The 25,670-nt window shown below is 67.4% G+C and carries 22 protein-coding genes and 1 tRNA gene; 11 read left to right on the top strand and 12 right to left on the bottom strand.

Translation table 11 applies throughout. The features are described 5' to 3' along the window. Positions 1-454: 454 nt before the first annotated feature. The 4 genes from ABGB18_RS30290 to ABGB18_RS30305 all read left to right on the top strand — a co-directional run bounded on the left by ABGB18_RS30290 (position 455) and on the right by ABGB18_RS30305 (position 5,384). A complete protein-coding gene (locus ABGB18_RS30290; RefSeq protein ID WP_347699041.1) occupies positions 455-1,060 on the top strand; it encodes a TetR/AcrR family transcriptional regulator in 606 nt (201 codons plus the stop codon). A gap of 797 nt (positions 1,061-1,857) precedes the next feature. Continuing rightward, positions 1,858-2,745 (top strand): SDR family oxidoreductase, encoded by an 888-nt coding sequence (locus ABGB18_RS30295; protein ID WP_347699042.1) that lies wholly within the window; start codon positions 1,858-1,860, stop codon positions 2,743-2,745. Between the two features lie 302 nt (positions 2,746-3,047). Continuing rightward, on the top strand, positions 3,048-3,440 hold the full coding sequence (locus ABGB18_RS30300) for an ester cyclase (protein WP_347699043.1): 393 nt from the start codon (positions 3,048-3,050) through the stop codon (positions 3,438-3,440). Between the two features lie 390 nt (positions 3,441-3,830). Further along, positions 3,831-5,384 carry an alpha/beta hydrolase gene (locus tag ABGB18_RS30305; protein WP_347699044.1) on the top strand — a complete coding sequence of 518 codons (1,554 nt, stop codon included), beginning with the start codon at positions 3,831-3,833 and terminating at the stop codon, positions 5,382-5,384. 498 nt (positions 5,385-5,882) lie between these two features. On the opposite strand, the gene ABGB18_RS30310 is transcribed toward ABGB18_RS30305, so the two are convergent. The 3 genes from ABGB18_RS30310 to ABGB18_RS30320 form a co-directional block, all read right to left on the bottom strand. Then, positions 5,883-6,614, bottom strand: a complete 732-nt coding sequence (locus ABGB18_RS30310; protein WP_347699045.1) for a type II CAAX endopeptidase family protein — start codon at positions 6,612-6,614, stop codon at positions 5,883-5,885. A gap of 326 nt (positions 6,615-6,940) precedes the next feature. After that, positions 6,941-7,660: an ABC transporter permease gene (locus ABGB18_RS30315; protein WP_347699046.1), complete on the bottom strand. Its 720-nt coding sequence runs from the start codon at positions 7,658-7,660 to the stop codon at positions 6,941-6,943. 63 nt (positions 7,661-7,723) lie between these two features. Beyond that, on the bottom strand, positions 7,724-8,608 hold the full coding sequence (locus ABGB18_RS30320) for an ABC transporter ATP-binding protein (protein ID WP_347699217.1): 885 nt from the start codon (positions 8,606-8,608) through the stop codon (positions 7,724-7,726). Positions 8,609-8,770: 162 nt separating this feature from the next. Here ABGB18_RS30320 and ABGB18_RS30325 point away from each other — a divergent pair, with 162 nt between their 5' ends. The 4 genes from ABGB18_RS30325 to ABGB18_RS30340 all read left to right on the top strand — a co-directional run bounded on the left by ABGB18_RS30325 (position 8,771) and on the right by ABGB18_RS30340 (position 12,393). Continuing rightward, positions 8,771-8,908, top strand: a complete 138-nt coding sequence (locus ABGB18_RS30325; protein ID WP_347699047.1) for a hypothetical protein — start codon at positions 8,771-8,773, stop codon at positions 8,906-8,908. Between the two features lie 173 nt (positions 8,909-9,081). Continuing rightward, a complete protein-coding gene (locus ABGB18_RS30330) occupies positions 9,082-10,146 on the top strand; it encodes a histidine kinase (RefSeq protein WP_347699048.1) in 1,065 nt (354 codons plus the stop codon). A gap of 18 nt (positions 10,147-10,164) precedes the next feature. After that, entirely contained in the window at positions 10,165-10,767 is a 603-nt protein-coding gene (locus tag ABGB18_RS30335; RefSeq protein WP_347699049.1) for a response regulator transcription factor, read from the top strand. Between the two features lie 822 nt (positions 10,768-11,589). After that, the gene (locus ABGB18_RS30340; RefSeq protein ID WP_347699050.1) at positions 11,590-12,393 is read left to right on the top strand and encodes an integrase; all 804 of its coding nucleotides are present in this window, start codon (positions 11,590-11,592) and stop codon (positions 12,391-12,393) included. A gap of 256 nt (positions 12,394-12,649) precedes the next feature. Here ABGB18_RS30340 and ABGB18_RS30345 read toward each other — a convergent pair. The 9 genes from ABGB18_RS30345 to dnaA all read right to left on the bottom strand — a co-directional run bounded on the left by ABGB18_RS30345 (position 12,650) and on the right by dnaA (position 24,380). After that, positions 12,650-12,723: transfer RNA gene (locus tag ABGB18_RS30345), tRNA-Ile, on the bottom strand. A 129-nt stretch (positions 12,724-12,852) separates the two neighbouring features. Then, positions 12,853-13,554 carry a DUF3566 domain-containing protein gene (locus tag ABGB18_RS30350; RefSeq protein WP_347699051.1) on the bottom strand — a complete coding sequence of 234 codons (702 nt, stop codon included), beginning with the start codon at positions 13,552-13,554 and terminating at the stop codon, positions 12,853-12,855. Positions 13,555-13,557: 3 nt separating this feature from the next. Further along, positions 13,558-16,056: a DNA gyrase subunit A gene (gene gyrA / locus ABGB18_RS30355; RefSeq protein WP_347699052.1), complete on the bottom strand. Its 2,499-nt coding sequence runs from the start codon at positions 16,054-16,056 to the stop codon at positions 13,558-13,560. 21 nt (positions 16,057-16,077) lie between these two features. After that, positions 16,078-18,021, bottom strand: coding sequence for a DNA topoisomerase (ATP-hydrolyzing) subunit B (gene gyrB / locus ABGB18_RS30360; protein WP_347699053.1), 1,944 nt, complete (start codon positions 18,019-18,021; stop codon positions 16,078-16,080). 303 nt (positions 18,022-18,324) lie between these two features. Next, the gene (locus ABGB18_RS30365) at positions 18,325-18,825 is read right to left on the bottom strand and encodes a DciA family protein (RefSeq protein WP_347699054.1); all 501 of its coding nucleotides are present in this window, start codon (positions 18,823-18,825) and stop codon (positions 18,325-18,327) included. Beyond that, the gene (recF, locus tag ABGB18_RS30370) at positions 18,815-20,059 is read right to left on the bottom strand and encodes a DNA replication/repair protein RecF (RefSeq protein ID WP_347699055.1); all 1,245 of its coding nucleotides are present in this window, start codon (positions 20,057-20,059) and stop codon (positions 18,815-18,817) included. The genes ABGB18_RS30365 and recF overlap by 11 nt, the downstream gene beginning before the upstream one ends. Before the next feature lie 77 nt (positions 20,060-20,136). Continuing rightward, entirely contained in the window at positions 20,137-21,081 is a 945-nt protein-coding gene (gnd, locus tag ABGB18_RS30375) for a phosphogluconate dehydrogenase (NAD(+)-dependent, decarboxylating) (protein ID WP_347699056.1), read from the bottom strand. Positions 21,082-21,130: 49 nt separating this feature from the next. Next, a complete protein-coding gene (gene dnaN / locus ABGB18_RS30380; RefSeq protein ID WP_347699057.1) occupies positions 21,131-22,270 on the bottom strand; it encodes a DNA polymerase III subunit beta in 1,140 nt (379 codons plus the stop codon). Positions 22,271-22,793: 523 nt separating this feature from the next. Next, entirely contained in the window at positions 22,794-24,380 is a 1,587-nt protein-coding gene (gene dnaA, locus ABGB18_RS30385) for a chromosomal replication initiator protein DnaA (RefSeq protein ID WP_347699218.1), read from the bottom strand. A 446-nt stretch (positions 24,381-24,826) separates the two neighbouring features. Between dnaA and rpmH the strand changes: the two genes are divergently transcribed. The 3 genes from rpmH to yidD all read left to right on the top strand — a co-directional run bounded on the left by rpmH (position 24,827) and on the right by yidD (position 25,667). After that, complete coding sequence (rpmH, locus tag ABGB18_RS30390) at positions 24,827-24,964, top strand: 50S ribosomal protein L34 (protein WP_020547366.1); 138 nt, start codon at positions 24,827-24,829, stop codon at positions 24,962-24,964. 62 nt (positions 24,965-25,026) lie between these two features. Beyond that, complete coding sequence (gene rnpA, locus ABGB18_RS30395) at positions 25,027-25,389, top strand: ribonuclease P protein component (protein ID WP_347699058.1); 363 nt, start codon at positions 25,027-25,029, stop codon at positions 25,387-25,389. Next, complete coding sequence (yidD, locus tag ABGB18_RS30400; protein WP_347699059.1) at positions 25,386-25,667, top strand: membrane protein insertion efficiency factor YidD; 282 nt, start codon at positions 25,386-25,388, stop codon at positions 25,665-25,667. Before rnpA ends, yidD begins: the two co-directional genes overlap by 4 nt. The last annotated feature ends 3 nt before the right edge of the window (positions 25,668-25,670 follow it).

Here is a 25,670-nt window from a genome sequence, read left to right on the forward strand (position 1 = left end):
TTCCATGTGTGGAAGAACGGCGGCGCCTATGCCGGTAGGTGGTACACCTCCTCGGGTCCTTTCTCCCTCGACCCCGTCGGTGGACGCCTCGTGGTGGGCGCCTGGTAACCGGTTCACGGATGGCACGGCGGTGGGCCGGCGCCGCTGATCCGCCTCTCCGGCACCGGCGGATCGGCGGGCGTGGCCATCCGTCACCCAACAACCTGCATACACACCAAGCGCTCGCTGGTCCTGGATTTGGCCCTTGCTCTGTCTGAGGACAAGCGCCTGCGTCGGCGGTTCCGCGCGGGCACCCATCTGGCTGGAGGCCGAACCTGGTCAGGACCTGATGACCGGCCGCGCCTGCGGGCGAGTTTTTCATGCGCGCGAGCGGCGCTGGTCCGATGAAAACGTCGCGGCGATGCCATGACCAGCATGCTCAGTGCCGATCAGTACCGAGGAGTACAATTGTGGCATGAGTGATTCCCGGAGTACTGTCATGGGCCGGCCGAGGGAATTCGACATCGACGAGGCGCTGGAGCGCGCCATGCAGGTGTTCTGGAAGCGGGGATACGAGGGGGCAACCCTCTCTGATCTTACCGGGGCCATGGGGATCACCAAACCGAGCATGTACGCGGCCTTCGGCAACAAGGAGCAGCTGTTCCGCAGGGCGCTGGAGCGCTACGCCGAGGGGCCGGCCTCCTACGCGACGCGTGCCCTGGAGGAGCCGACCGCACGAGGGGTGGCCGAGGCGCTCCTGCGTGGAGCGGTTCGGACCACGACCCTTTCCGAAGGCCATCCTGGATGCCTGACAGTGCAGGGCGCGCTGGCGTCAAGTGATGGAAGTCGACCCGCGCACGATCTGCTCGTCGGCTGGCGGAACGATGCGGGCCTACGCCTTGAGGAGCGCTTCCAGCGCGCCGTCGACGAGGGCGACCTCCCGCGCGACGCCGACCCCGTGCGACTGGCCCGATACATCATGACGGTGGCGTTCGGCATCGCCGTCCAGGCCGCCGGCGGCCTCGGTCACGACGAACTCCAGGAGATCGCCGACACGGCGCTGCGTAGCTGGCAACCATAGCGGGCGTGCGACTCCAGAGTCTCTACACCGGGGCTGAGTCATCACAGCGGTGGCAGGTGGTCCCGCCACGGTCGAACGGCAGCCGAAACACGACGGCGGTCAGCGAATCGCCAGCCAGTACGAGGTCGATGGCCCCGGACCGGATCCGGCGCAGACGCCCCGCCAGGCCGGCCGTTGACGCGCTCACGCTGAACTCGCCATGCGAGCGAAGGTTTGACCGTGTCCCGACAACATGGTTTCTCCTGTCGAAAGACCAACGCGGGAATGACAGAGGAGAGACCATGACCGTCGACACACCTGACGAAACCTCGACGAGACGCACCCGGCCGAAGGCGCCAGGATAGCCCGAGATCCTGGCTGGTGGCGGGGTTTACGTGGTGTCCTTCGTCCTCGTGGCCGTGCTGCTGCCATTCATCGAAAACGCTGCCGTGGCCGGCGTCGTGGGGCTTGTCGTATCGGGTGCGATGGGCCTCATCGCCTTCGCGGCCGCCGTGCTCATCCGCATCCGCGCGCTCGCGGCCTTTGCTGTCGCCCATCGCGGTCGTCGTGAGCGCGGCGGTCGCCCTCGCCGGGGCGTGAGGAGACCCGCTGGCGCGTGCGCGTCGGCAGTGCAGCGCGGGAGGACTGCGGGGCCCGTTCCTTCCGGGTCATGGAGCCCGGCGCATGTCCGTGCGACGCCGGGCGAGCCAACCGGCGCGCTGCACTGACGCTGCTGCGATGCCGCGTCTCGGAGCGGCATGCCGACTTATGTACCGCTCGGAATAGAAATCGCAGGGCCGAAGTTGTCTTCTTCGGCGATGGCCGCCGCGACCAGAGCGTGGAAGGGCGTCGCGAGTCATCAACACCCGAATACAGCCCCGATCCGGGGTGACAGAAAGGCCATCATGTCTGACACCGGCCTGCGCAACATCGAGGCGCTCAACACTCATGAGTCCGACCGCATCGCAGTCGTCACCGGCGCCAGCCGTGGCATCGGGGCGGCCATCGCCGGCCGTCTCGCCGCCGACGGGTACACCGTCGCCGTTCACTACCGCCAGGACTCGGCCGCCGCGGCCGGCGTCGTCGAAAAGATCATCGCGGTCGGCGGCGCGGCGTTCTCCTTCGCCGCCGACCTGGCGGCACCCGAAACCGGAACCGCGTTCTGGGCCGCCTACGACGCGGCTGCGGGCCCGCTGCGCGATGCTCCCGTGCGGGTGCTGGTGAATAACGCCGGGGTCGCCCTGCACGGCACCATCGAGGAGTTCGATGCCGGGAACTTCATCCGCCAGCAGCAGATAAACACCACCGCGCCGTTCCTGATCATTCAGGCTGCCCTGCCTCGCCTGGCCGACGGCGGGCGCATCGTGAACATCTCCTCCGCCGCCACCCGCGTCGCACTCCCCGACATCATCGGCTACACCATGACAAAGGGCGCTATCGACGCCCTAACCCTTCCCCTCGCCCAGCACCTCGGCCCCCGCCGCATCACCGCCAACGCCGTCGTCCCCGCCACCACCGACACCGACATGAACGCCTCCTGGTTGCGCGGCAACCCCGACCTCATCGCGGCCATCACCGCGCAGAACGCCCTCGGCCGCATCGGCGAGCCCGACGACGTCGCCGACGTCGTCGCCCTCCTCATCTCCCATGACGCCCGGTGGATCACAGGACAGGTCATCGACGCCACCGGCGGCTACCGCTTGTAGGAGGCGTCCCTCCGGCGCCAACAACGCAACCGCGTTGCTCGTCCCGCTCCTCATCACGCTCGCGGGGGTGTGACGAGAGCTGACGGGCGCGACCTAGAGGTGTAGTTGCGCTGCTTCAGACGCCTGCGTCCATGACGGGACATCACCGTGCCCCGTCTGATTTTGTACCGATTAGAATAGAAGTACTTGCAGTCGAGTTCTTACCTTCGGCGACGGCCGCCACGTCGAGATCGTGGGAGGGCGTCGCACATCATCCCCATCCGAGTACGCAACCCTCGATCCAGGGCGACGGAGAGGCCATCATGTCCGATACTGAACTGCGCGAACTTTTCCAGCGCTACATCGATGCGCTCAACGCTCATGAGTTTCACCGCATGACCGAGTTCATTCACGACGAGCTCATCGAGAACGGCCAGCCGGTCACGCGGGACGACGTGATCGCGGAACTGAAGGGGCACGGCGATGCCGTGCCGGACTTCACCTGGCGGGTCAAGGACGTCGCCATCGACGGTGATCGCGTGGCGGCCCGTCTGTTCAACAAGGGCACGCCCGCGAAGGAGTGGTTCGGCGTGACCCCCACCGGCGCCACGGTCGAGTATGCCGAGTACTCCTTCCACAAGGTCCGCGATGGGCGCTTCTATGAGATGAACTATCTGATCGACGCCCAGGCGGTGCAGCGTCAGCTGGGCTCCTGACGTCCAGGGCCAGCCCTCGCGATAGCACCCTCCGAGAACGGTCCGCGCGCCGCGCACAGTCGGGCGAGCCCGCCCGTTCCCGAAGGGTAGCGCCGGCCACGGCCAGAGACGCAATAGCACGCGATCATGGCCGCGACTCGGGCCAAGGTCCTGATCGCGTTCGACTTCCCGGGCCGGCGACGGAGGCTCGGGAAGTCGAACACGAGCGTGCCGCCGCCAGTTCGGCGGCTCCCGACGGCACCATGCTCGTCGGCATTCGGGCGGTACGCGGCAACTCGACGTGCTCTAACGCATGCACGTCCACGCCCTGGGCGGTGCCGCGCACCGGACGTGAGCCCGCCCGGCCCTCATCCCCAGTTGACCCATCACTCCGACAATGGGACAAAGCACATGCCATATCGCACGACACCGGCCGTCGTCATGGGCGCCGCGGCGCTGACGCTGCTGCTCAGCGTCTGCGCAGGCGGGCGGGCCGACACTCTCCAGGCCGGTCAGCAACCAGCCTCCCCCGGCACCGGCCTGGACCGCTTCTACGGGCAGAAGCTGGCGTTCAAGCCCTGCGATCCGCAGATGCCGCCGGGCGCGCCGGCCGTCAAAGCCGAGTGCGCGCGGCTCAAGGTGCCACTCGACTACCAGAACCCGGAGGGTAGGCAGGCGGAGATCGCGGTCCTGCGCGTGGCCGCGCGCGGCAAGGATCCGATCGGCTCGCTCCTGCTGAACCCCGGCGGCCCCGGCTTCCCTGGCACGGAGCACGCCGCCATTACCGCCGCTGGGTGGGCGACATCGCCGATCACCGAGCGCTTCCACATGGTCGGGTTCGACCCGCGCGGCGTCGGCGCCTCCAAGCCGGCGCTCGACTGCTACACCGACGCCGAGCGCGAGCGCGACGCGAAGTTCGCCTCGTTCCCCGCCGGCGTGGACGACTGGACCGAACAGGAGACCCGCCGGCTCCTCCAGCAGTGCGCCGAGCGCTCCGGCGGCAAGCAGGTGCTCGCGCACGTCGGCACCCGAGACGTCGCGCGGGACATGGACGTGCTGCGCCAGGCCCTGGGCGATGAGAAGCTCTCTTTCGCGGGTGCCAGCTACGGCACCCGGCTGGGCGCCGTGTACGCGGAGATGTTCCCGAAGAAGGTCCGCGCGCTGGTGCTCGACGGGGCGATGGATCCGCTGAAGGGCAGCCACGAGCGACGTGTCCAGCAGTACACCGGGATGCAGCGCTCGTTCGAGCGCATGGCCGCGTCGTGCGCCACCAAGCCGGACTGCCCGCTCGGCACCGACCCCGACCGCGCAACCAAGGTCTTCCAGAAACTCGTCCGACCGCTGATCGACAGGCCGGCACCGACGTCCGACGGGCTCCGGCTGACGTTCGTGCAGGCGATCGAGGGGGTGACGGCCGCGATGTACGGCGAGGTGATCTGGCCCGCCGCGATCGCGGGCATCGCCGAACTGAAGGCCGGCAAGGGCGACACCCTGCGAAAGCTGCGCGACATCTACCACGAGCGGACCGCCGACGGCGTCTACCCCAACTCGCTCGAGGCCACGATGACGATCAACTGCCTGGACGAAGAGCGCCACACGCCGAAGCAGGAGACCGCGATGAACCGGGCGATATTCAACGTGGCGCCGTTCACCGACCCCGGCCGTCCGATCAAGCAGGCGCGCGACGGCTGCGAGCACTGGCCCGTCAAGCCGACGCTCGGCTACCCATATGCCACGGGCATCCAGGGCCTGCCCGACACGCTGACGGTCTCCGTCACGGGCGACGCCATGACGCCGCACGAGGGCGGCATCAACCTGGCCAACGCGCTGGGCGGCAGCCTGCTCACCGTCGAGGGCGAGCAGCACGGCACCCTCCAGGCCGGCAACGCCTGCATTAACGAGGCCGTGGCCGCCTACCTCATCGACCTCAAGTCCCCGGCCGTAGGGGCCCGGTGCAAGCTTTGAGTGGCGAGATGGAAGGCCCCGACGACTGATTGACCAGTGGGGTGGTGGCGGGTACCAGGTCCACTGCGCTCCGTCATCATGTACGCCTCGTACCCATCGAAGACCGGTGATGGCCGCACGGCGGCCGGACGCAACAGCAGAGACCCACCACCGCGTTTGCGCTGGTGACGGGCCTCTTCCCAGACAACCCCGCCTGACGCGCCGCGCGACTGCTCGCCAAGGCGACCGCGCTATCCCGCGGCCCCGGCAGGAGACGCTGTTCACCAGCAACCGCCACCCCCTACGGGAACGAGCCCTCTGGCGCCTCCTAACCGCCGTCGAACACCTTCTTGCCGACGCCGAGCACGATGGGGAAGACCCACAGGTCAAGCCGGTCGAGACGAACCCGAGGACCCACACCCACATGGAACTGACGACCCTCCGGTTCGCCTGAACTGCGAGATTTCTCAGAGGATGGAACATCCGAACGAAAAGCAGCCATGGTTACTGACGTGATGATCAGGCAGATCCGGTGTTTCCGGTGATCAGAACGAACAGCGGCAGGCCCATGTTGTTGACGACGTGGACGGCCACCGCGGGCCAGATAGACCCGCTGCGGCGCATCACCTCGGCGGCGATGATGCCCACCACGAGCGCCGTGGTCATGGCGAGGTTGATGCCGTGGAAGAGGGCGAAGATCGCCGAGCTGGACAGGACTCCGACGACGGGCCCGTAGCGCAGCAGGGCGTTGGTGACGACACCGCGGAAGAGGAACTCTTCGCCGATGGGGGTGAGGACGGACAGGAAGGCGAAGGTCAGGATCAGGGGCAGCACGCCGCCGCCGGCCGCGTCGTAGTACGAGCCCTGGGGATCGGCGTCGAACGAGAGCAGGGTGATGACGGCATAGTTCACCACGCCCTTGAGCACGAACGCGACCACGCCCGCGACCACGCCGATGCCCATCCAGCGCCAGGAGGTGCGGCGCACGCCGAAGACGCCCCAGGAGCGGATGCGGATCCGTGCGGCCGCGGCGAAGCCGACGAGGCAGACGATGCCCGACCAGGCGGCCAGGGTCAGCCCGTACACCACCCCGTCCAACCCGAGCCCCAGCGGGCCGAAGAACGGAGCCACGGCCGTGGCGGCCGCCATCGCGAGTAGGCCGACCACGATCTCGGGCCAGCCCGGTCGCGCCGGAAAAGTGGCGCCGGTCGGGGCCGGCTGCTGCGGGTGATCGACATGATCAGCCGACATGGTGGTGAACTCCTTGTTCTCGTGGTTTCGATGGGTGTCGCCGGGTCCGGCGTGTGCCCGGCCGGTAACGGGCGCCAGGCGGCTTCTGGACCCGCCGGTGGTGCGTGGCCGATGCGTTTTCAGGACGTCAGGCCGGGGTTTGTACAGGTCGCCCATCACCGCGGTGAGGGCCCGCGTGGCGTTGTCTCGCTTCTGGCCGAGCTTGTCTGAATACAAAGGAGGGACCGTGCCGTCACAGCACATCAGAATCGAAGGACAAATGATCCACAACACTCACCCTGTTGGTTGCATCATCCGCGCCCAGGGACACCCCACGCCGGGTGTCGTCATCGGCGCGGCTCCCAGCGGAAGATCCGGGAGGCCAGCGCGACGGCGACGGCGACCCAGCCCAGCGTGGGCACCAGGAGGATCAGGGATTCCGTGACGGGAACGCCGCCGTTCCAGGCGTTGAGGACCAGTTCAGTGGCCGAGCCACCCGGAAGCAGCCGCTTGATCAGGGTGAGTTCCTCGGTGCCGGTGATCCCCACCCAGCTGGTCACGGCGATGGTGCCGAGGCTGATGGGCAGCGTGGTCACCTGGGCGTGCTCGGGAGAGTTCGTCAGTCCCGCCGTGGCCAGCCCCAGGCCGAGCATCATGATCACCATGGCGAGGACGGCCGCCGCCAGGAGGAGGACGTTGTCCGGCCGGCCGGTGACCACGGCCAGCACGGTCATGATCCCGGCCACCTGGACCAGCGAGATGACGGTGATCGGGAGAAGCAGCCCGGCCAGGATGCCGGCGTCGCCGGCCGCGGTGGAGCGCAGCCGCTTGAGGAAGAGGTTCTGCCGGCGTGAGGCCAGGGTGGTGACCGTGGTGGTGTAGAGCCCGAACGCCCCGACGGTGAACATGACCACCGCCGCGATGTATCCAAGGCTGCCCAGGGCCGCGAAGCCTTCGTGCTGGTAGATGAAGAGCGCGCTGACCGCCGCGGGCATGATGAGGCTGGTGACCAGAACCAGCCGATTCCGGAAGATCTGGACCAGCTCACTGAGAGCGATCGGGAACATGGCGAAGGTCCTTCTTCTTGGGAGGGTTCCGGGAGTGTCCTGGGGAGAGTTCCGGGAGCAGGTCTAGTCGCTGCCCAGGGCGCGGAAGACGTCGTCGAGCCGGGTCGGTCCAGCTTGAAGTTCCCGCAGTTCCACCGTGTGGTCCTGCGCCCAGCGGAGCAGGGTGTGCAGGTCCTTTTGCAGGTCGAAGGTCTCGATGAGGACCTTCCCGTCACCCTCGCGCGTGGCCTGCAGCGGTAGCGCGGGGACGGGGTCCGCGAAAAGGAAGCGGATGGCGGCCGGCAGCATCCGCGTCAGCTCGGAGACGGTCCCCTCCCGGTAGAAGGCGCCCTTGTGCATGAGGCCGATGCGGTCGGCGCGCTGCTGCGCCTCTTCCAGGTAGTGGGTGGTGAGAACGACGGTGGAGCCGTCTTCGCGCAGCTTGCCCACGACGTCCCACAGATCGTCTCGGGACTGGATGTCCAAACCGGTGGTGGGCTCGTCCAGGAAGATCAGCTCGGGCTTTCCGTACACGGCGGTGGCGAAGTCCAGGCGCCGTTTCTCGCCGCAGGAGAGCTGGGACACCTTGGTGGCGGCCTTGCGGGTGAGGTCGACGATGCCGAGGACGCGTTCGACCCGGTCGGTGCGCTGGGTGAGTTTTCCGATCAGCCGGACCGACTCCTTCACCGTCAGGTCCGGCGAGAATCCGCTCTCCTGCAGCATGATGCCCATCCTGGGCCGCACGGCGCGCCGGTCTCGCGGGCTCTTCCCGAAGACCCGCACGGCGCCCGAGGTGGCGGTGCGGTGGCCTTCGACGGTCTCCAGGGTCGAGGTCTTACCCGCCCCGTTCGTGCCGAGCAGCGCGTAGAGCTCCCCGCGCTCCACATGGAAGGACAGGTCTTTCACGGCGTGGAAGTCGCCGTAGGTGAGGTTCAGACGTTCAACGTCGATAACCGGTGTCGAGGACATGCCGTCGATCTCAGCAGCCGCCGCGCTCACCGGGCAGTGCGACCACGTCATGGCCTCGCCATGACATTTCTTGCCGGAAAGCATGACGCAGCGTCACTGGCGCCACCACGAAACCGGAAGAATACTGGAAAAACTCTGTTGTTCGATCCCGGAGAGCCACCCATGGACACCGAAGCCCCGCGCATTCCGCTAGCGATCAACATGACCGTCTGCCTCGCGGCCTGCGCGGCGTTCCTCCACCACCCCGGTGCCGGTCTCCCGCCCGGCGGCGTGGAGCCGTGGCCGGAGCCCAACCGGTGACCGATGTGGACGGCGACGGCCCCCATCGTGGCGAGCGCTCCGGTGCTCCCGCGGCCCGGCCTGACGACCCCCGGGCCGGGGGAGGACCGGCCCAGGCGGTTCGGGCAGGATCACACCCGAGGTCCGGGCACACAGAGACGACGCAGGGACGGCTGAGCAGGCTCAATCTCATCATGTTCCTCCCGCTGCTCGCCGCCGTGGGGGCGCTGCTGGTGGCGACGGACGCCCGGACCTGGTGGCAGGCCGTTGTCCTGGCTCTGGGCGTGGTCGCGGCCCTGGTGGCCTTCGTATGGTGGGCGGCGCGCGACATCTCCCGCGTCGCACTCCCCTGCCTGATCGTCGCCGCGACCGTATGGGCCCTAGGCGTGCTGGTGACGGGCAATGACACGGCGTTCTACGGCATCTCGATCGTGGGCCCCCTGACCATCCCCCAGCTACCGCGCCACCGAGGATGGGCGGCCCTGGGGGTGACCGCCTACGTCGCCCTGACAGGCGCGGCGCGGCTGTTGGTGACACAGGAACATCTCTCCGGCGTGCTGATCGAGTACGTCATCGTCCCCGCGGGCGTCACCGCGGTGCTGACCGGCCTCATGTTCCCCAACCAGAGGTTCTACGGTCTCGTGGCGGAGCTGGAGGAGGCACGAGAACGCGAAGCCGAGCTGGCCGTCATCCGAGAGCGCATGCGTTTCGCCAGCGATCTGCACGATATCCAGGGCCACACGCTGCACGTGGTGAAGCTGAAGATCACGCTGGCCCAGAAGCTGCTGCACAGCGACGCCGAACGGGTGGAGCAGGAACTACGCGAGGTGCACACCCTGGTCAGCGACACCATCACCCAGACCAAGGAGCTCGCCAACGCGCAACGACGGCTCAACCTGTCCGCGGAGCTGGAGAACGCGAAGAACCTCTTCGAGGCCGCGGGCATCCGCGTTCGCGTCGACCGTGAGGCCGAGGTCGACGCGCACGCGGGCGAGCTGCTCGGCCAGGTCCTGCGCGAGACTACGACCAACATCCTGCGACACGCCCAGGCCAGACAGGTGCGCATCACCCTGTCGGAGTCGGGCATCGCCATCGTCAACGACGGCGCACAGGAGGCTCCGCTGCCCGAACTGCGGGGGCTCGCCACGCTCAGGGAACGAGTGGCGGGCAACGGGGGCGAGCTGACGGTGGAGCAGAAGGACGGGCGATTCCTGACGGCCGCGGCATTCCCGGACGGTCGCTCGGACACTGCCCGCTGAAGCGGGGAAGGACAACTGATGACCACCGTGGTACTCGCCGACGACGAGGCACTCCTGCGCAAAGCACTGGCGGCGCTGCTCCCCTTAGAGGGCGAGATCACCATACTCGCCGAAGCGGGAGCCGGCGAGGCCGCCGTTCAGGCCACGCTGCGACACCAGCCCGACGTGCTCGTCATCGACCTGGAGATGCCCGGTATGGACGGCCTCGATGCCGTGGCGGAGATCCGTAGGGCCCGGCCGGAGCAGGTGATCCTCATGCTGACCCGCCATGCCAGGCCCGGGGTGCTGCGCAGGGCACTGAAACTCGGAGTCCAGGGCTTCGTCAGCAAGTCCGCGGAACCGGCGCACATCGTCTCGGTCATCACGACTCTGCACGAGGGCAGGCGATGGATCGACCCCGATGTCTCCGCCCTCGCCGTCGTCGACGACTGCCCGCTCACCGACCGCGAGCTCGACGTGCTGCGAGCTACCGGCGAGGGCTACTCGGCCGCCGAGATCGCCACCCGGCTCCACCTGGCGGAAGGCACGGTGCGCAACTACCTCTCGAACGCGATGCAGAAGACCCAGACCCGGACCCGGCACGAAGCGGCGCGGTACGCGCGGGAACACGACTGGCTGTGAGCGCCGACGACGGGGATGTCCCATCATGGATCAACGACTCGCGGCGGTCTCGGCCCTGGTGTGCTCGTCCGGCGGCTGGCCATCGCGTCGGCGAAGCATCAACAGGACCGTGCTGAGCGCGAAGAGGGATCCTGCCATCACCCCTTCTCCAGGATCAACGCCACCAGAGCCTCCTGAATCAGCCGCCGCCGCGTGCTCCGCACCCGGTCTCCGGACGCTTCCCACCCCCTGTTCGGTACGACACATCACGACCGATGCTCATCGTCGAATTCCGTCCCCGACCGCCCACCTGTCCGAAACCTTGTCGGCCTGCTCTCCGGTCCCGCCATGCAGCACGACCCCCGCGACCCTGCTGGGCACCATGGTCCCCGACGCCGGATTCCAGGTGGAATGTTAGCTCCAACGGCTTCGCCTGTTCACCGTCGCCAGCCAGCTGGTGTGCGGAGGCCACCGCAGACGGCGGACTGCTCAGAGGAGGTTGGCAGTGAGAGCGTCCGGCCGAACTGTGTTGCACCCCTGGGGTATTCACGAATAGCACTGACCAGGTGTGGAGCGGACGCTAGGAAGATCGCTTCCCGCGGCCTCTTTGATCGTTTCCCAGGAGTGGTGCTCCTGCCGGGATTGTCGGAGCGCTTCGCCTGACACGGCGACGAACTGCCGAACCAGGACACCAACCCCATTGTGGATCATGACGTAGCCGGATATCGATCAAGGGCCGAAGTGCGGACCCGACGTGTTCGCGGGCCCGCAGATGTGGTTCCAGGCGGCTCGGCGATTTGTTTATGGTGGATGATCTGATCGGCGGAAGAGCGGCGGTAGTACATGCGGGTGGCGATGGCGAGCGCGGCTGCGGGGCGGGCCGGCCGCGCGAACGAAGATTTCACTGGGGTCTTGCCGACGGCGGCGGTGTTAGCCGACGGCGCCGGCATTTCCGGCACGGAATCGATCTGCCGACACGGCGTAGCCTGGTATGCCAGCCGTTTGGGAGGCAATCTCCTCGGCCTGTTGTCACTCACACAAGATCGCAGCCTTCCGGCAGTGCTTGCCGATGCCATCGAGCAGGTGACGGACGATCATCGAGACACCTGCGACGTCGCTAACCGCATAAGCCCGTCGGCGGCGGTCGCCATCCTGCGCCTGTCCGATGGCCTCGTCGAGTACCTGGTGCTCGGCGACGCGTACGTCGTACTGGACAAAGCAGGCGGTGCGCCGCTCGTCGTCTCCGATCCCCGGGAGGTGGTGATCAGCCGCTCGTACGAGCCCGCGCTCAAGGCCGCCGCCGAAGATGGCGACAAGTACAACAGGATCCTCAGCAACCTACGCTCAAACCGAAACCAGCCGGGCGGCTTCTGGGTGGCCAAGGACGACCCACGAGCGGCAGACATGGCCATCACCGGAAATTGTCCGATCTCCGAACTGACCCATGTCGGCGCCGTTCTCCTCAGTAATGGCGCCAGCGGCATCGTGGACCGGTTCGGGCTCACCGACTGGCCAGGGGTTATGGCCATCCTGGCGTCGAGCGGACCGGAGGAGATCATTCGCCGTGTCCGGCAGGCGGAGGCACAGCACGCAGTGGCGGCGGACGATGCAACAATCGCCCACTGCACCGACTTCGGGCAGGCATGACGGGGCCAACGATGGCTGCCGGTGCTGATGCTGAGATTCTGAAGGGCTCTTGCAGTCTCGGGGTCAAGAACGGCCCCCCTCGACCCCGGTGTGTTCACACAGCGACCTTGCACCTGGTAACCCGATGACGCCATGTGCCGATGTGGATCGACCTATGTCACCTGGTGACGGACGATCTTGGTGGCAAATTGATGGCAAACGATCAAAAGGCCATCTCCCGATCTTCAGGAAATAGCCTTGAGCTGGTGAAACACTGTGGGGCTACCAGGACTTGAACCTGGGACCTCTTCCTTATCAGGGAAGCGCTCTAACCGTCTGAGCTATAGCCCCGCCGCACCACGAACCGTATCGCATCCGCAAGGCTGAGGCGAACCGGCTTGTTCGGGTGAGGTAAAGCTTACCGCCTCCGGCGTGCTGCTTGCGCCGTGCCGCAGCGGCCGGCACGGCGCAAGCGTCGGCCTACTCGGCCTCGCTGAAGGTCACCTCGACGCCTCCGACCAGGTCAGAGGCGATGTTGTAGATGACGGCCCCCAGCGTGGACAGAGCCGTGATCAGGACGACATTGACCGCCCCGATCAGCGCCGTGTAGCCCAGGATGCGCACCGGCTCGAACCAGGAGGCGATGTCGATCGGGATCGAGCTCTGGCCCTGCTCGCCCTGGCCGAGCTGGTTGACCAGGTCCACGATCGAGTCGAAGACTCCCAGGGCGGAGAGCACGCCGTACAGGACGGCCACCGCCACGAACAGCACCACGAAGCAGACCAGGGAGACCACGAAGCTGAACTTCATGGCCGACCACGGCTCCACGCGGCGCAGAACCAGGTGGGCCTTGCGGGGCAGCCGGCCCCCCGAGGCGGCGTTGGACTTCTTCTTGGGCAGCTCCACGGCCGGCGGAGCCTCTGAGGTCAGTGAGGACGGGCGGATGTGGATGGCGGTCTCGTTGTTGCCCTCCGGAGCCGCCGAGCCCGGAGCTGGAGGGGTCGGCGCGGGCGATGCCGTGCGGCCCGGCTCGTCCTGTGGCAGGACGGGCCGGCTGTGCGCGGGCGAGGTCTCCTGACCGTCGTCCACGGCGTTGAAGATCTCGGTCTCGCTGGCCTTCTTCGCTTGCTGTCCGTTACCCGAAACCGCCTTGGTTCTGGCGGTCCCACCTTGGGAGCTCATGAGCTACTCTCCTCCCCCGTCTTCCTCAGTCTCCACCGAAGCCTCCATCGACTCCGCATTTCGGGCGAGGGCCACCACGCTGTCGCCTTCAGCGAGATTCATCAATCGCACTCCCATGGTCTGGCGGCCGGACTGCTTGATCTCACCGGCACTCGTCCGGATCACCCCTCCGGCGGACGTGATCGCGAAGACCTCATCCTCGGGGTTGACCATGACCGCTCCGACCAGCTTCCCACGAGAACTTACGATTTTCGCAGTCAGCACACCCCTACCGCCACGTCCTTGAACTGGATACTGCTCCACTGGCGTCCGTTTTGCGTACCCAGCCTTAGTGGCGATAAGCACGTCTTGACCGTCCGCGATCCGATTCATGGCAAGAAGTTCGTCACCTTCGAGGAACCTCATACCGATAACACCGCTGGTCGCCCGTCCCATGGGACGAAGCGCCTCGTCCGAAGCGGTGAAGCGAATCGACTGGGCTCCCTTGGAGACGAGCAGCAGATCGTCATCCTCGGAGACCAGTCGGGCACCGATGACCTCGTCGTCCTCCCGCAGGTTGATCGCGATCAGACCGCCGGATCTGGGGGAGTCGTACTCGGACAGGCGCGTCTTCTTGACCAGCCCGCTGCGGGTGGCCAGGACGAGATAGGGCGCGACGTTGTAGTCGCGCAGATCGAGGACTTCCATGACTGTTTCGTCGGGCTGCATGGCGAGAAGGTTCGCGAGATGCATGCCGCGGGCGTCACGACCGGCGTCCGGCAGCTCGTACGCCTTCACCCGGTAGACCCGGCCCTTGTTCGTGAAGAACAGCAGCCAATGGTGCGTCGTCGTGACGAAGAAGTGGTCGACGATGTCGTCCTGGCGCAACTGCGCACCGCGTACGCCCTTGCCACCGCGCTTCTGCGCCCGGTAGAGGTCGGTCCTGGTGCGCTTGGCGTAGCCGCCCCGGGTGATCGTGACGACGATCTCGTCCTCGGCGATCAGGTCCTCGATCGACATGTCGCCGTCGTAGGCGACGATCTCGGTCTTGCGGTCGTCGCCGTAGCGGCCGACGATCTCGGCCAGTTCCTCGTTGATGATCTCCCGCTGCCGGGTCTCGCTGGCCAGGATCGCGTTGTACTCGGCGATCTGCGTCATCAGCGAGTCGTACTCGTCCTGGATCGCCTGGCGCTCCAGGGCGGCCAGCTTGCGCAGCTGCATGTCGAGGATGGCCTGGGCCTGCACCTCGTCGATCTCCAGCAGCCCCATGAGGCCCTGCTGGGCGTGCGCCGCGGACTCCGAGGCCCGGATCAACGCGATGACCTCGTCGAGCCGCTCCAGGGCCTTCAGCAGGCCGCGCAGGATGTGGGCCCGCTCCTCGGCCTTGCGCAGCAGGTAGCGCGTCCGGCGGACGATGACCTCGATCTGGTGCGCGACGTAGTGCCGGATGAACTGGTCGAGCCGCAGCGTACGCGGCACACCGTCGACCAGCGCCAGCATGTTGGCGCCGAAGGTGTCCTGGAGCTGGGTGTGTTTGTAGAGGTTGTTGAGCACCACCTTGGCGACCGCGTCCCGCTTGAGGACGATCACCAGGCGCTGCCCGACCCGCGAGGAGCTCTCGTCGCGTACGTCGGCGATGCCGGTGAGCTTGCCCTCCCGCACCAGCTCGGCGATCTTCAGCGCAAGGTTGTCGGGATTGACCTGGTACGGCAGCTCGGTGACGACCAGCGCCTGCCGCCCCTTGTCCTCCTCCACCTCGACCACGGCCCGCATGGTGATCGAGCCGCGCCCGGTCCGGTAGGCGTCCTCGATGCCCCGGCGGCCCACGATCAGCGCGCTGGTCGGGAAGTCCGGCCCCTTGACCAGCTTGATCGACGCTTCGAGCAGCTCCTCGTCGCTGGCCTCGGGGTTTTCCAGCGCCCACTTGACCGCGGCGGCCACCTCGCGCAGGTTGTGCGGCGGGATGTTGGTGGCCATGCCGACCGCGATGCCGCCCGAGCCGTTGACCAGCAACTGCGGGAAGCGCGCCGGCAGGACGTCCGGCTCCTGCGACTTGCCGTCGTAGTTGGGGCGGAAGTCGACGGTCTCCTTGTCGATGTCCCGCAGCATCTCCATGGCGATGGGCGCGAGCTTGCACTCGGTGTAGCGCATAGCCGCCGCCGGGTCGTTGCCGGGCGAGCCGAAGTTGCCCTGCCCGTCGACCAGCGGATATCGCAACGACCACGGCTGCGCCAGGCGCACCAGCGCGTCGTAGATCGAGGTGTCGCCGTGCGGATGGTAGCTGCCCATCACGTCGCCGACGACGCGGGCGCACTTGAAGTAGCCGCGGTCGGGGCGGTAGCCACCGTCGTACATCGCGTAGAGCACCCGCCGGTGCACCGGCTTGAGGCCGTCGCGCACGTCCGGCAGCGCCCTGGACACGATGACGGACATCGCGTAGTCCATGTAACTGCGCTGCATTTCGGACTGGATGTCCACCGGCTCGATGCGGTCAGCCGGGGGAGTGGTGTTCACGTCCGTCACAGGTGATGATCCTTCTTCTGGCTAAACGTCGAGGAAACGGACGTCGCGCGCATTGCGGATGATGAAGTCTCGCCTGGCCTCCACGTCCTCGCCCATGAGCACGCTGAACAGGTCGTCGGCCTGCGCCGCGTCGTCGAGCGTGACCTGGCGCAGCAGCCGGGTCTCCGGGTTCATCGTGGTGTCCCAGAGCTGCGCGGCGTTCATCTCGCCCAGACCCTTGAACCGTTGTACGTTGTCACGGGGCCGCGGGTCGGGCTTGCCGTTGGCGATGCCGTCGGCGATGACCGCGTCCCGCTCGGTGTCGGAGTAGGCGTAGGAGGCGTCCTCGCCCTTGCGGTCCCACTTGATCTTGTAGAGCGGCGGGCACGACAGGTAGACGTGGCCGGCCTCGATCAGCGGCCTCATGAACCTGAACAGCAGCGTCAGCAGCAGCGTGTTGATGTGCTGGCCGTCGACGTCGGCGTCGGCCATGAGGATGACCTTGTGGTAGCGCAGCTTGGAGATGTCGAACTCGTCGTGCACCCCGGTGCCCAGGGCGGTGATCAGCGCCTGGACCTCGTTGTTCTTCAGGACCTTGTCGATCCGCGCCTTCTCCACGTTGAGGATCTTGCCGCGGATGGGCAGGATGGCCTGGAAGCGCGAGTCGCGGCCGCCCTTGGCCGAGCCACCGGCCGAGTCGCCCTCGACGATGAACAGCTCGCATCTCTCCGGGTCGTTCCACTGGCAGTCGGCCAGCTTGCCCGGCAGCCCGCTGCCCGACTCGAGCAGTGACTTGCGCCTGGTCAGGTCGCGGGCCTGGCGGGCCGCGATGCGGGCGCGCGAGGCCTGCAGGGACTTGTTGATGATGTCCTTGGCCTCGCCGGGGTTGCGCTCGAACCAGTCACGCAGGTGGTCGTTGCAGGCCTTCTGGACGAACGACTTCGCCTCGGTGTTGCCGAGCTTGGTCTTGGTCTGGCCCTCGAACTGCGGGTCGGACAGCTTGACCGAGATGATCGCGGTCAGGCCCTCGCGGACGTCCTCACCTGAGAGGTTGTCGTCCTTGCCCTCCTTGAGGAACTTCTGCTCGCGCGCGTAGCGGTTGACGATCGTCGTCAGCGCCGCGCGGAAGCCCTCCTCGTGAGTGCCGCCCTCCGCGGTGTTGATCGTGTTGGCGAAGGTGTAGACGGACTCGGAGTAGGAGTTGTTCCACTGCATCGCGATCTCGACCGCGATGCCGTCGCCCTCCTCGTCGAAGGAGATGATCGACGCGTGGGCCGGCTCCTTCTTGGCGTTGAGGTGGTGCACGAAGTCGGCCAGGCCGCCCTCGTAGAAGTAGGTGACGGCGTGCGGCTCGCCGTTGATGTGGTCGGGGCGCTCGTCGGTGAGCGTGATCGTCAGGCCCTTGTTAAGGAAGGCCATCTCCTGGAAGCGCCGCGAGAGCATCTCGTAGTTCCAGGTCGTGGTCTCGAAGACCTCGGCGTCCGGCCAGAACGTGATGGTCGTGCCGGTCTCGTCGGTCGCCTCGCCCTTGGCCAGCGGGGCCAGCGGCTTGGACATCTCGTAGCGCTGGCGCCAGTAGTGGCCGTTCTGCTTGACCTCGACGTCCAGGGCGGTGGACAGCGCGTTGACGACGGCCGAGCCGACGCCGTGCAGGCCGCCGGAGACCGCGTAGGACTGGCTGTCGAACTTGCCGCCCGCGTGCAGCGTGGTCAGCACGACCTCGACGGCGGAGCGCTTCTCCACCGGATGAATGCCGGTGGGGATGCCGCGGCCGTCGTCGATCACGCGGACGCCGTTGTCGGCCAAGAGCGTGATGTCGATCCTGGTGGCGAACCCGGCCAGGGCCTCGTCCACCGCATTGTCCACGATCTCGGTGACGAGGTGATGCAGGCCCCGCTCTCCGGTGGAGCCGATATACATACCCGGGCGCTTGCGAACCGCCTCAAGCCCCTCGAGTACGGTGATTGAGCTAGCGTCGTAGGACAACTGCGAAATCCTCCTGCCGCGGACACGCGGCGGGGGAGGCGACCAAACTGCATTGCTGCCCCTACCGTGCCCGTCACCGTCGTGAGTGCCCCGATGCGCGGTCACCCAGGGGAGTCGGCTTGCTGCCGGGGTGACACGCAAGCGGACGTGTCCGGAATCCTTCTCCATCTTACCGGGTCTGGAGCCCGAAGGTGGCAATGAACGCGCCTGTGATGCCCTCTAGCTCGTTTTGCCCCCTGGCAAGCATCCCCCCTCCGGAAAGGGGGCTCCGCGCGTCTGCGGCAATCTGATCGCTCTTGGCGCCTAACCGTAGGTGTCGCCGGGGCCCCGGCTTCCGGTCACCCGCAACCCCCCGGCGGGCCTCGGAGCATTCTGCGGTCCTCTGACCTTGACCTTCGTCACGGTGCCGGTGCCGAGCTCCTCGTTGAGCCTGCGTACGAGGGTGCGCGCGAGCAGCCGCACCTGCGTCGCCCAGGCGGTCGAATCGGCCAGGACCAGCACCTCGCCGTCCTCGAAGGACTCGGGCTTGGTGTGTGCGGCCAGGTCAGGACCCACGATGTCGATCCAGCGGCCGAACACCGCCCCCACGGCCGCCGAACGCTCCCAGCCCCGGTCGGCCAGCAGGTCGGCGATCGCCCGACCGAAAAGCTGGGGATCGCCGCTCTCCCTGCGCGCCCCGCCCGCCTTGCGCCTGGGCTCACGCCGGGGGAGCTGACCGCGTTTGGCCGCGTCGGCCTTGGCCTGGGCCAGCTTCTCCCTGGCCATGGCGGCGCCCCTGGCCGTGGGGTTGTCGTCAACGGACACGGGTCACGCTCCCCTCTGCGACGTCGAACCTGGCTCCGGTCAGCTCTCCCGGCACGTCGTCCGGCACGGCGGCGGTGATGAGCACCTGCTCGGCCGGGGCGACGATCTCGGCGAGCCGGCGCCTGCGCTGGCTGTCGAGCTCGGCGAACACGTCGTCCAGGATCAGCACGGGGTCGCCGCCGTCGGCCCGCAACAGGTCGTAGGCGGCCAGCCGGAGCGCCAGCGCGAACGACCAGGACTCCCCGTGGCTGGCATAGCCCCGGGCGGGCAGGTCGCCGAGGCCGAGGATCAGGTCGTCGCGGTGTGGGCCGACGAGTGTGACGCCGCGCTCCAGCTCCGCCGAGCGGACCTCCAATAGCCGCTCCCGGAGACGTTCTTCAAGGGTTTTCCCCAAGTCTGTGGATAACGTCTGTGTATCGAAAGATCCCCGCTCACCGGCGGCTTCGTGCTCCGGGAGCCCCTCGTCGGCATCCCCACCTGTGGACAACGTGCTGCGGTAGGCCAGCGTCGCGGCGGCGCTCGACGGGGCCAGCGCGGCATAGGCTCCGGCGACCAGCGGGCGCAGCGCCTCGATCAGCTCCAGCCGGGCCCGCAGCAACTCCGCGCCGTGCCGGGCGAGGTGGGCGTCCCACACCTCCAGGGTGCTCAGCACGTCGCCCGCGCCCGCCGCGGCGAACCCGTTGTCGCGCTCGGCCCGTCTGGCGCTCCTGGCGCCTCTGCGGGCCTGTGCGGCGGTGCGCAGCAGGGCGCCGCGCTGCTTGAGCACCCGGTCGTAGTCGGCGCGCACGCCGGCGAACCTGGGCGCCCTGGCCACCAGGAGGTCGTCGAGGAAGCGGCGGCGCTCCGACGGATCGCCCTTGGCCAGTGACAGGTCCTCGGGGGCGAACAGCACCGTGCGCAGCAGGCCCACGACCTCGCGCGGCCTGGACACGGGGGAGCGGTTGAGCCGGGCGCGGTTGGCCCGGCCCGGGTTGATCTCCAGCTCGATCAGCGCCCGCCGGTCGTCGCGGTGGACGACGCAGCGCACGATCGCCCGGGTGGCGCCCCGTCGCACGAGTGGCGCGTCGCTGGCCACCCGGTGGCTGGAGTGCGTCGCGACGTAGCCGAGGGCCTCGACCAGGTTGGTCTTGCCCTGGCCGTTGGGCCCCACGAACGCCGTGACACCCGGCTCCAGGCCGAACTCCACGGACGCGTAGGACCGGAAGTCGGTCAGCGACAGGTGGGCGACATGCACCCCACGAGGTTAGTGCGCCACACGGGTCACTGGGGTCACCGGCATGCGTTCCTGTGGAAAACCGATATCCGGAACGGCTAGCGCGGGATCCCGGGAGGCGGCGAGACGTCCGCTCCCGGCGCGTCGGCGCCCTTGCCGGTGCTGCCCTCCGCCGAGGAGATCGCGTGGCCGCCGAACTGGTTGCGCAGCGCCGCGACCACCTTCATCGCGGGGGAGTCCTCCTGCCGGGAGGCGAACCTGGCGAAGAGTGCGGCGGTGATGACCGGCAGCGGGACCGCGTGGTCCACGGCGGCCTGCACCGTCCACCGGCCCTCGCCGGAGTCCTGCGCGTAGCCGCGGAGCTGCTCCAGGTGCTCGTCGTCGTCGAGCGCCCGCACCATCAGGTCGAGCAGCCACGAACGGATCACCGTGCCGTGGCGCCAGCTGCTGAACGAGCCCTTGACGTCCTTGACGACGTCGGAGGCCTCGAGCAGCTCCCAGCCCTCGGCGAACGCCTGCATCATGCCGTATTCGATGCCGTTGTGGACCATCTTCGCGAAGTGGCCGGCGCCGACGTCGCCCGCGTGGACGAAACCGTCCGTGCCCTCGGGCTTGAGGGTGTCGAAGATCGGCATCAGCCGATCCACGTGGGCCTGGTCGCCGCCGCACATGAGCGCGTAGCCGTTCTGCAGGCCCCACACTCCGCCGCTCACGCCGCAGTCGACGAAGCCGATGCCCTTCTCCGCCAGCTCCCCGGCGTGCTTCTGGTCATCCACATAGTGTGAATTACCGCCGTCGACCACGATGTCGCCCGCGTCGAGCAACTCGCCGAGGTCGTCGATGGTCGACTGCGTGGGCTTACCCGCGGGAACCATGACCCAGACCGCCCGTGGCTTCTCCAGGCGTTCGACCAGCTCCTTGAGGCCGCTCACGTCGCTGACCGCCGGATCGCGGTCGTAGCCGACGACCTCGTGGCCGCCGCGGCGGAGCCGCTCGGCCATGTTGCCGCCCATCTTGCCGAGTCCGATCATGCCGATCTGCATGGTGTCCCACTACCCCCTTGTCAGGCTTCCATCATCTCCGATGGCAGGTTCAGCCTGACAGGCGGATGGGCATGATCAAGTAGCGGTAGTCCGTCACGGCCCCGTCATCCACAGGCTTGCCACCCGTGAGGATAGCGGGCTTCGTGGACGTGGTCATCTGCAACCGCGCCACGTCGCTGTCGATGGCGCCCAGCCCCTCCAGCAGGAACTGGTGGTTGAAGGCGATGTTCATCTCCTCGCCCTCGTAGTCCACCGGCAGCGCCTCGACGGCCTGCGCCTCGTCGCCGCTGCCCGCCTCGAGCACGACCTCGCCGCTCTTGAACGCCAGCCGTACGGGCGTGTTGCGCTCGGCGACCAGTGCCACACGCTTGACCGCCTCGACGAACGGGCCTGTGGACAGGTCGGCGCGCGCGGAGAACTCCGTGGGCAGCAGTGAGCGGTATTTGGGGAACTCGGGGTCGAGCAGCCGCGTCGTGGTACGCCGGCCCGCGCTGGAGAAGCCGATCATGCCCTCTCCGGTGCCGCCCGCGGAGCTGAGCGCGACCTCGACCTCGGCGCCGGTCGTGCCGAGCGCCTTGGCGGTGTCGGCGAGCGTCTTGCCGGGGATCATCGCGATGGCCGCGAAGTCGGGCTGCCCCGGCTGCCACTTCAGCTCCCGCACGGCGAGCCGGTAGCGGTCGGTCGCGGCGAGGGTGACGGTGTCGCCCTCGATCTCCATCCGTACGCCGGTGAGCATCGGCAGCGTGTCGTCCCGGCCCGCGGCGACGGCGACCTGGCCGACGGCGGAGGCGAACACGTCGCTGCCCACCCGGCCCGCGGCCGGCGGCATGGCCGGCAGGGACGGGTAGTCCTCCACGGGCATGGTCAGCAGGGTGAACCGGGCGCTGCCGCACGTGACGACCGCCTTGGCGCCGTCCACCACGAAGTCCACAGGCTGTGCGGGAAGGGCGCGGGTGATCTCGGCGAGCAGCTTGCCCGAGACGAGGACGACGCCCGGCTCGCCGGTGTGGACCTCAAGCGTCACCTCGGCGGAGACCTCGTAGTCGAATCCGGAGAGCTTGAGCTGCTGCTCTTCCGTGACCTCCAGCCGCATGCCGGCGAGAACGGGCACCGACGGGCGCGCCGGGAGGCTGCGTGCCGTCCATGCCACCGCCTCAGCGAGGACGTCTCGCTCGATTCGGAACATCACGGTGATCAGCCTCCTGGGTTCGTCGTTGATTCAAGTGTTCACTCTCCCGCACCTCGGATTCGCGGGAACCCCTCTATGGGTCTTGAGTTTCTTTGTTAGAGAGATAAGAGGTCATCACACTAGGGGCTGTGGAGACTGTGGACAACCAGCGTTATGGCTGGTCAGTAGCCAGATTTTCATCCACCGAGGGTGTGGGCGGCGCCTGGGGAGAACTCGGCCGCCTGGGGATGGCGAATCTTCGTGCACAGCTCTTCCCCAGATCATGGTGTGTTCATCCACGGGTTATCCACGGGGTTTCCACAGGTTATCCACGGGGTAAAGAGGCCCCTTCTGGAGCCCCAGATCGACTGTGCACACGCCGTCCACACGTTATCCACGAGTCGTCCCCAGATCTGGGCCTGATGTCCCCAGTGTTGTCCCCAGCCCTTGTGGGTGGATTTTTCCGGCCATTGCCGTACGTACGGCCGCGCCCATCCGACGTTTCCGCTGGTCCACAACGTTTTCCACAGGCTGTGTACGACTATCAAGATCCACGCTGAGTCTGCTTGATCCGTATTGTCAGCTCGTTGACCTGGTTGTACATCGACTTGCGCTCGGCGATGAGCGACCGGATCTTGCGCTCGGCGTGCATGACGGTGGTGTGGTCGCGGCCGCCGAACTGCTGGCCGATCTTCGGCAGCGACAGCTCGGTCAGTTCGCGTGTGAGGTACATGGCGATCTGGCGGGCGTTCACGAGCGCCCGGCTGCGCGAGGTGCCGCACAGGTCCTCGAGGCTGATGCCGAAGTAGTTGGCGGTCTCGCTCATGATCGCCGCGATGGTGATCTCGGAGTCGGACTCCGTGGTGATCAGGTCCTTCAGCACCACCTCGGCGAGCTGCAGGTCAACGCCCTGCCGGTTGAGGCTGGCGAAGGCGGTGACCCTGATCAGGGCGCCCTCCAGCTCGCGGATGTTGGTGGAGATGCGGCTGGCGATGTATTCGAGCACCTCGGGCGGCGCGGCCAGGCCCTCCTGGATGGCCTTCTTGCGCAGGATCGCGATCCGGGTCTCCAGCTCGGGCGGCTGGACGTCGGTGATCAGCCCCCACTCGAACCGGTTGCGCAGCCGGTCCTCCAGCGTGATCAGTTGCTTGGGCGCGCGGTCGCTGGAGATGACGATCTGCTTGTTGGCGTTGTGCAGCGTGTTGAAGGTGTGGAAGAACTCCTCCTGCGTCTGCTCCTTGCCCTCCAGGAACTGGATGTCGTCCACCAGCAGGATGTCGATCGCCCGGTAGCGGCCGCGGAACCCGTCGGCCTTGTGGTCGCGGATGCTGTTGATGAAGTCGTTGGTGAACTCCTCCGAGCTCACGTACCTGACCCGCGCGCCGTCGTACAGGCTCTGGGCGTAATGCCCGATCGCGTGCAGCAGGTGGGTCTTCCCCAGCCCCGAGTCGCCGTAGATGAACAGCGGGTTGTACGCCTTCGCCGGCGACTCGGCCACCGCCACGGCCGCCGCGTGGGCGAACCGGTTGCTGGCTCCGATGACGAATGTCTCGAATGTGTATTTCTGGTTGAGCCGGGCGGGTTCGCTGGGCTTGTTGCTCTTTGCCTCCCACCGATTCGGCGCCGGTTCCGGCGCTTTCTCCACAGGCGGTGTGTACGACTGCGCCTGTTCAAAAGCGAACCCCGGCTGTGGATATTCGGTGGATATCTGCGGCAGCTCCGCCTGTGGAGAATAGAACTGTGGCGGCTCGGAGGCCGGGTTGTGCTGCGATGGCGGGAGCTGTGGGTAACGCGGCCGGCTCTCCACACCTTGGGGATAACTCTGAGTCACAGACTGTTGATGAATCTCGATCTCAGGCTGTTCGGGAGCCGTTGTGTCGATCATCACGGCGACCCGCATGGTCCGGCCGAGCTCCTGTGACAGAGCGTGCGCCACGAGCGGGCGCAGCTTGTTGCCCTCGATGAGGTCTTTGACGAAGTCGTTGGGGACGCCGAGCACGATCGTGTCGTTGGCCAGCGCGATCGGGCGCACCATGGAGAGCCAGGTGCGCTGCTGGATGGGCACGTTCTCATCGAGGAAGTTGCTCAGGGCCCTCGCCCATACCGTGCCGAGGTCGACACCGTTCATGATGCGGTTCCCCCTCCTCCCTGTCGCGGCCCCCCGCGATCGTTTGTCCACATGGCGCGGCCGCCCGACCCGACTGGCGAGCCCTTCGTCCACAACGCGCCGGCCGAGCTTCGTGCCCAGGCCCTCCACAGGAAGTCCACAGGTTGTGCACAGCGTTTGGGCGGGTCCGAAGGGCCGACAGTATCCATGTGCACAGCCGTGTTCAAGACGTTGTCCACAGCGTAGTGGCACTCGGGTGCACATACTGTGGACGCCCGCCGGAGCGTGGAAAACTCCCCTGTGGATTAGTGGATAACCGGCCTGGTTTGACCTGAGGCGGGTCTGGCCCGTAACGTACGACGGTCGGCTTGTCACGCGACGGCTATTTCGCATGCCCTCGCTTACATGGCAGGCCATCCATGTGTGTCAGGCGCCCGCCCGGGGCGCATCATCAAGCCTGGAGCCCACCCGTGAGCAAGCGTACTTTCCAGCCGAACAACCGTCGCCGCGCGAAGACCCACGGCTTCCGGCTGCGGATGCGCACCCGGGCCGGTCGCGCCATCCTCGCCTCTCGTCGCCGCAAGGGCCGCGAGAAGCTGTCGGCCTGACCGTCCCGCGCCCGATCGCAGGCCCGCCGGTGCAAGTCACCGGCGGGCGATAGGCGTATACAGTGCTGTCCCGTCATTCCCGCATGCGGCGCGGGGAGGAATTCGAAGCGGCGGTCAGACGCGGCAAGCGCGCTGGTCGACCGTCCTTGGTGGTGCATTTCGCCATTTCGGGGGAAGACCCACCCCTGGTGGGTTTCGTGGTGAGTAAGGCCGTCGGTGGCGCCGTGACCCGAAACAAGGTCAAGCGACGGCTCCGACACCTGATGCGGGACCGTCTTGACCGGCTGCCGCGAGGTAGCCTGCTGGTGGTACGCGCCAATCCACCGGCCGCGTCCGCGCGATTCGAGCACCTGGCCGCCGAGCTCGATTCCGCGTTGGATCGTTTGCTCAGGCGGCGTGAGTCCTCGACGGGTGGACAAAGATGACGGAGCAGCCGCAAGGGGTGAAGCCGAGCCTCGCCGCTCAGGCGCTGATCATCCCGATCCGGTTCTACCGGGCCTTCATCAGCCCGATGCTCGGTCCGCGCTGCCGTTTCTACCCGTCGTGCAGTGCCTATGGACTCGAGGCGATTGCCGTACATGGAGCATTGCGCGGCACATGGCTGACTGTCCGGCGCATCGGGCGGTGCCACCCATTCCATCCCGGAGGTATAGACCCGGTGCCCCCACGCCCGGTCCGGTCCCACGAAACGCAAGGGAGATAGCTC

The sequence above is a fragment of the Nonomuraea sp. B12E4 genome, assembly GCF_039871825.1.
Taxonomy (GTDB): Bacteria; Actinomycetota; Actinomycetes; order Streptosporangiales; family Streptosporangiaceae; genus Nonomuraea.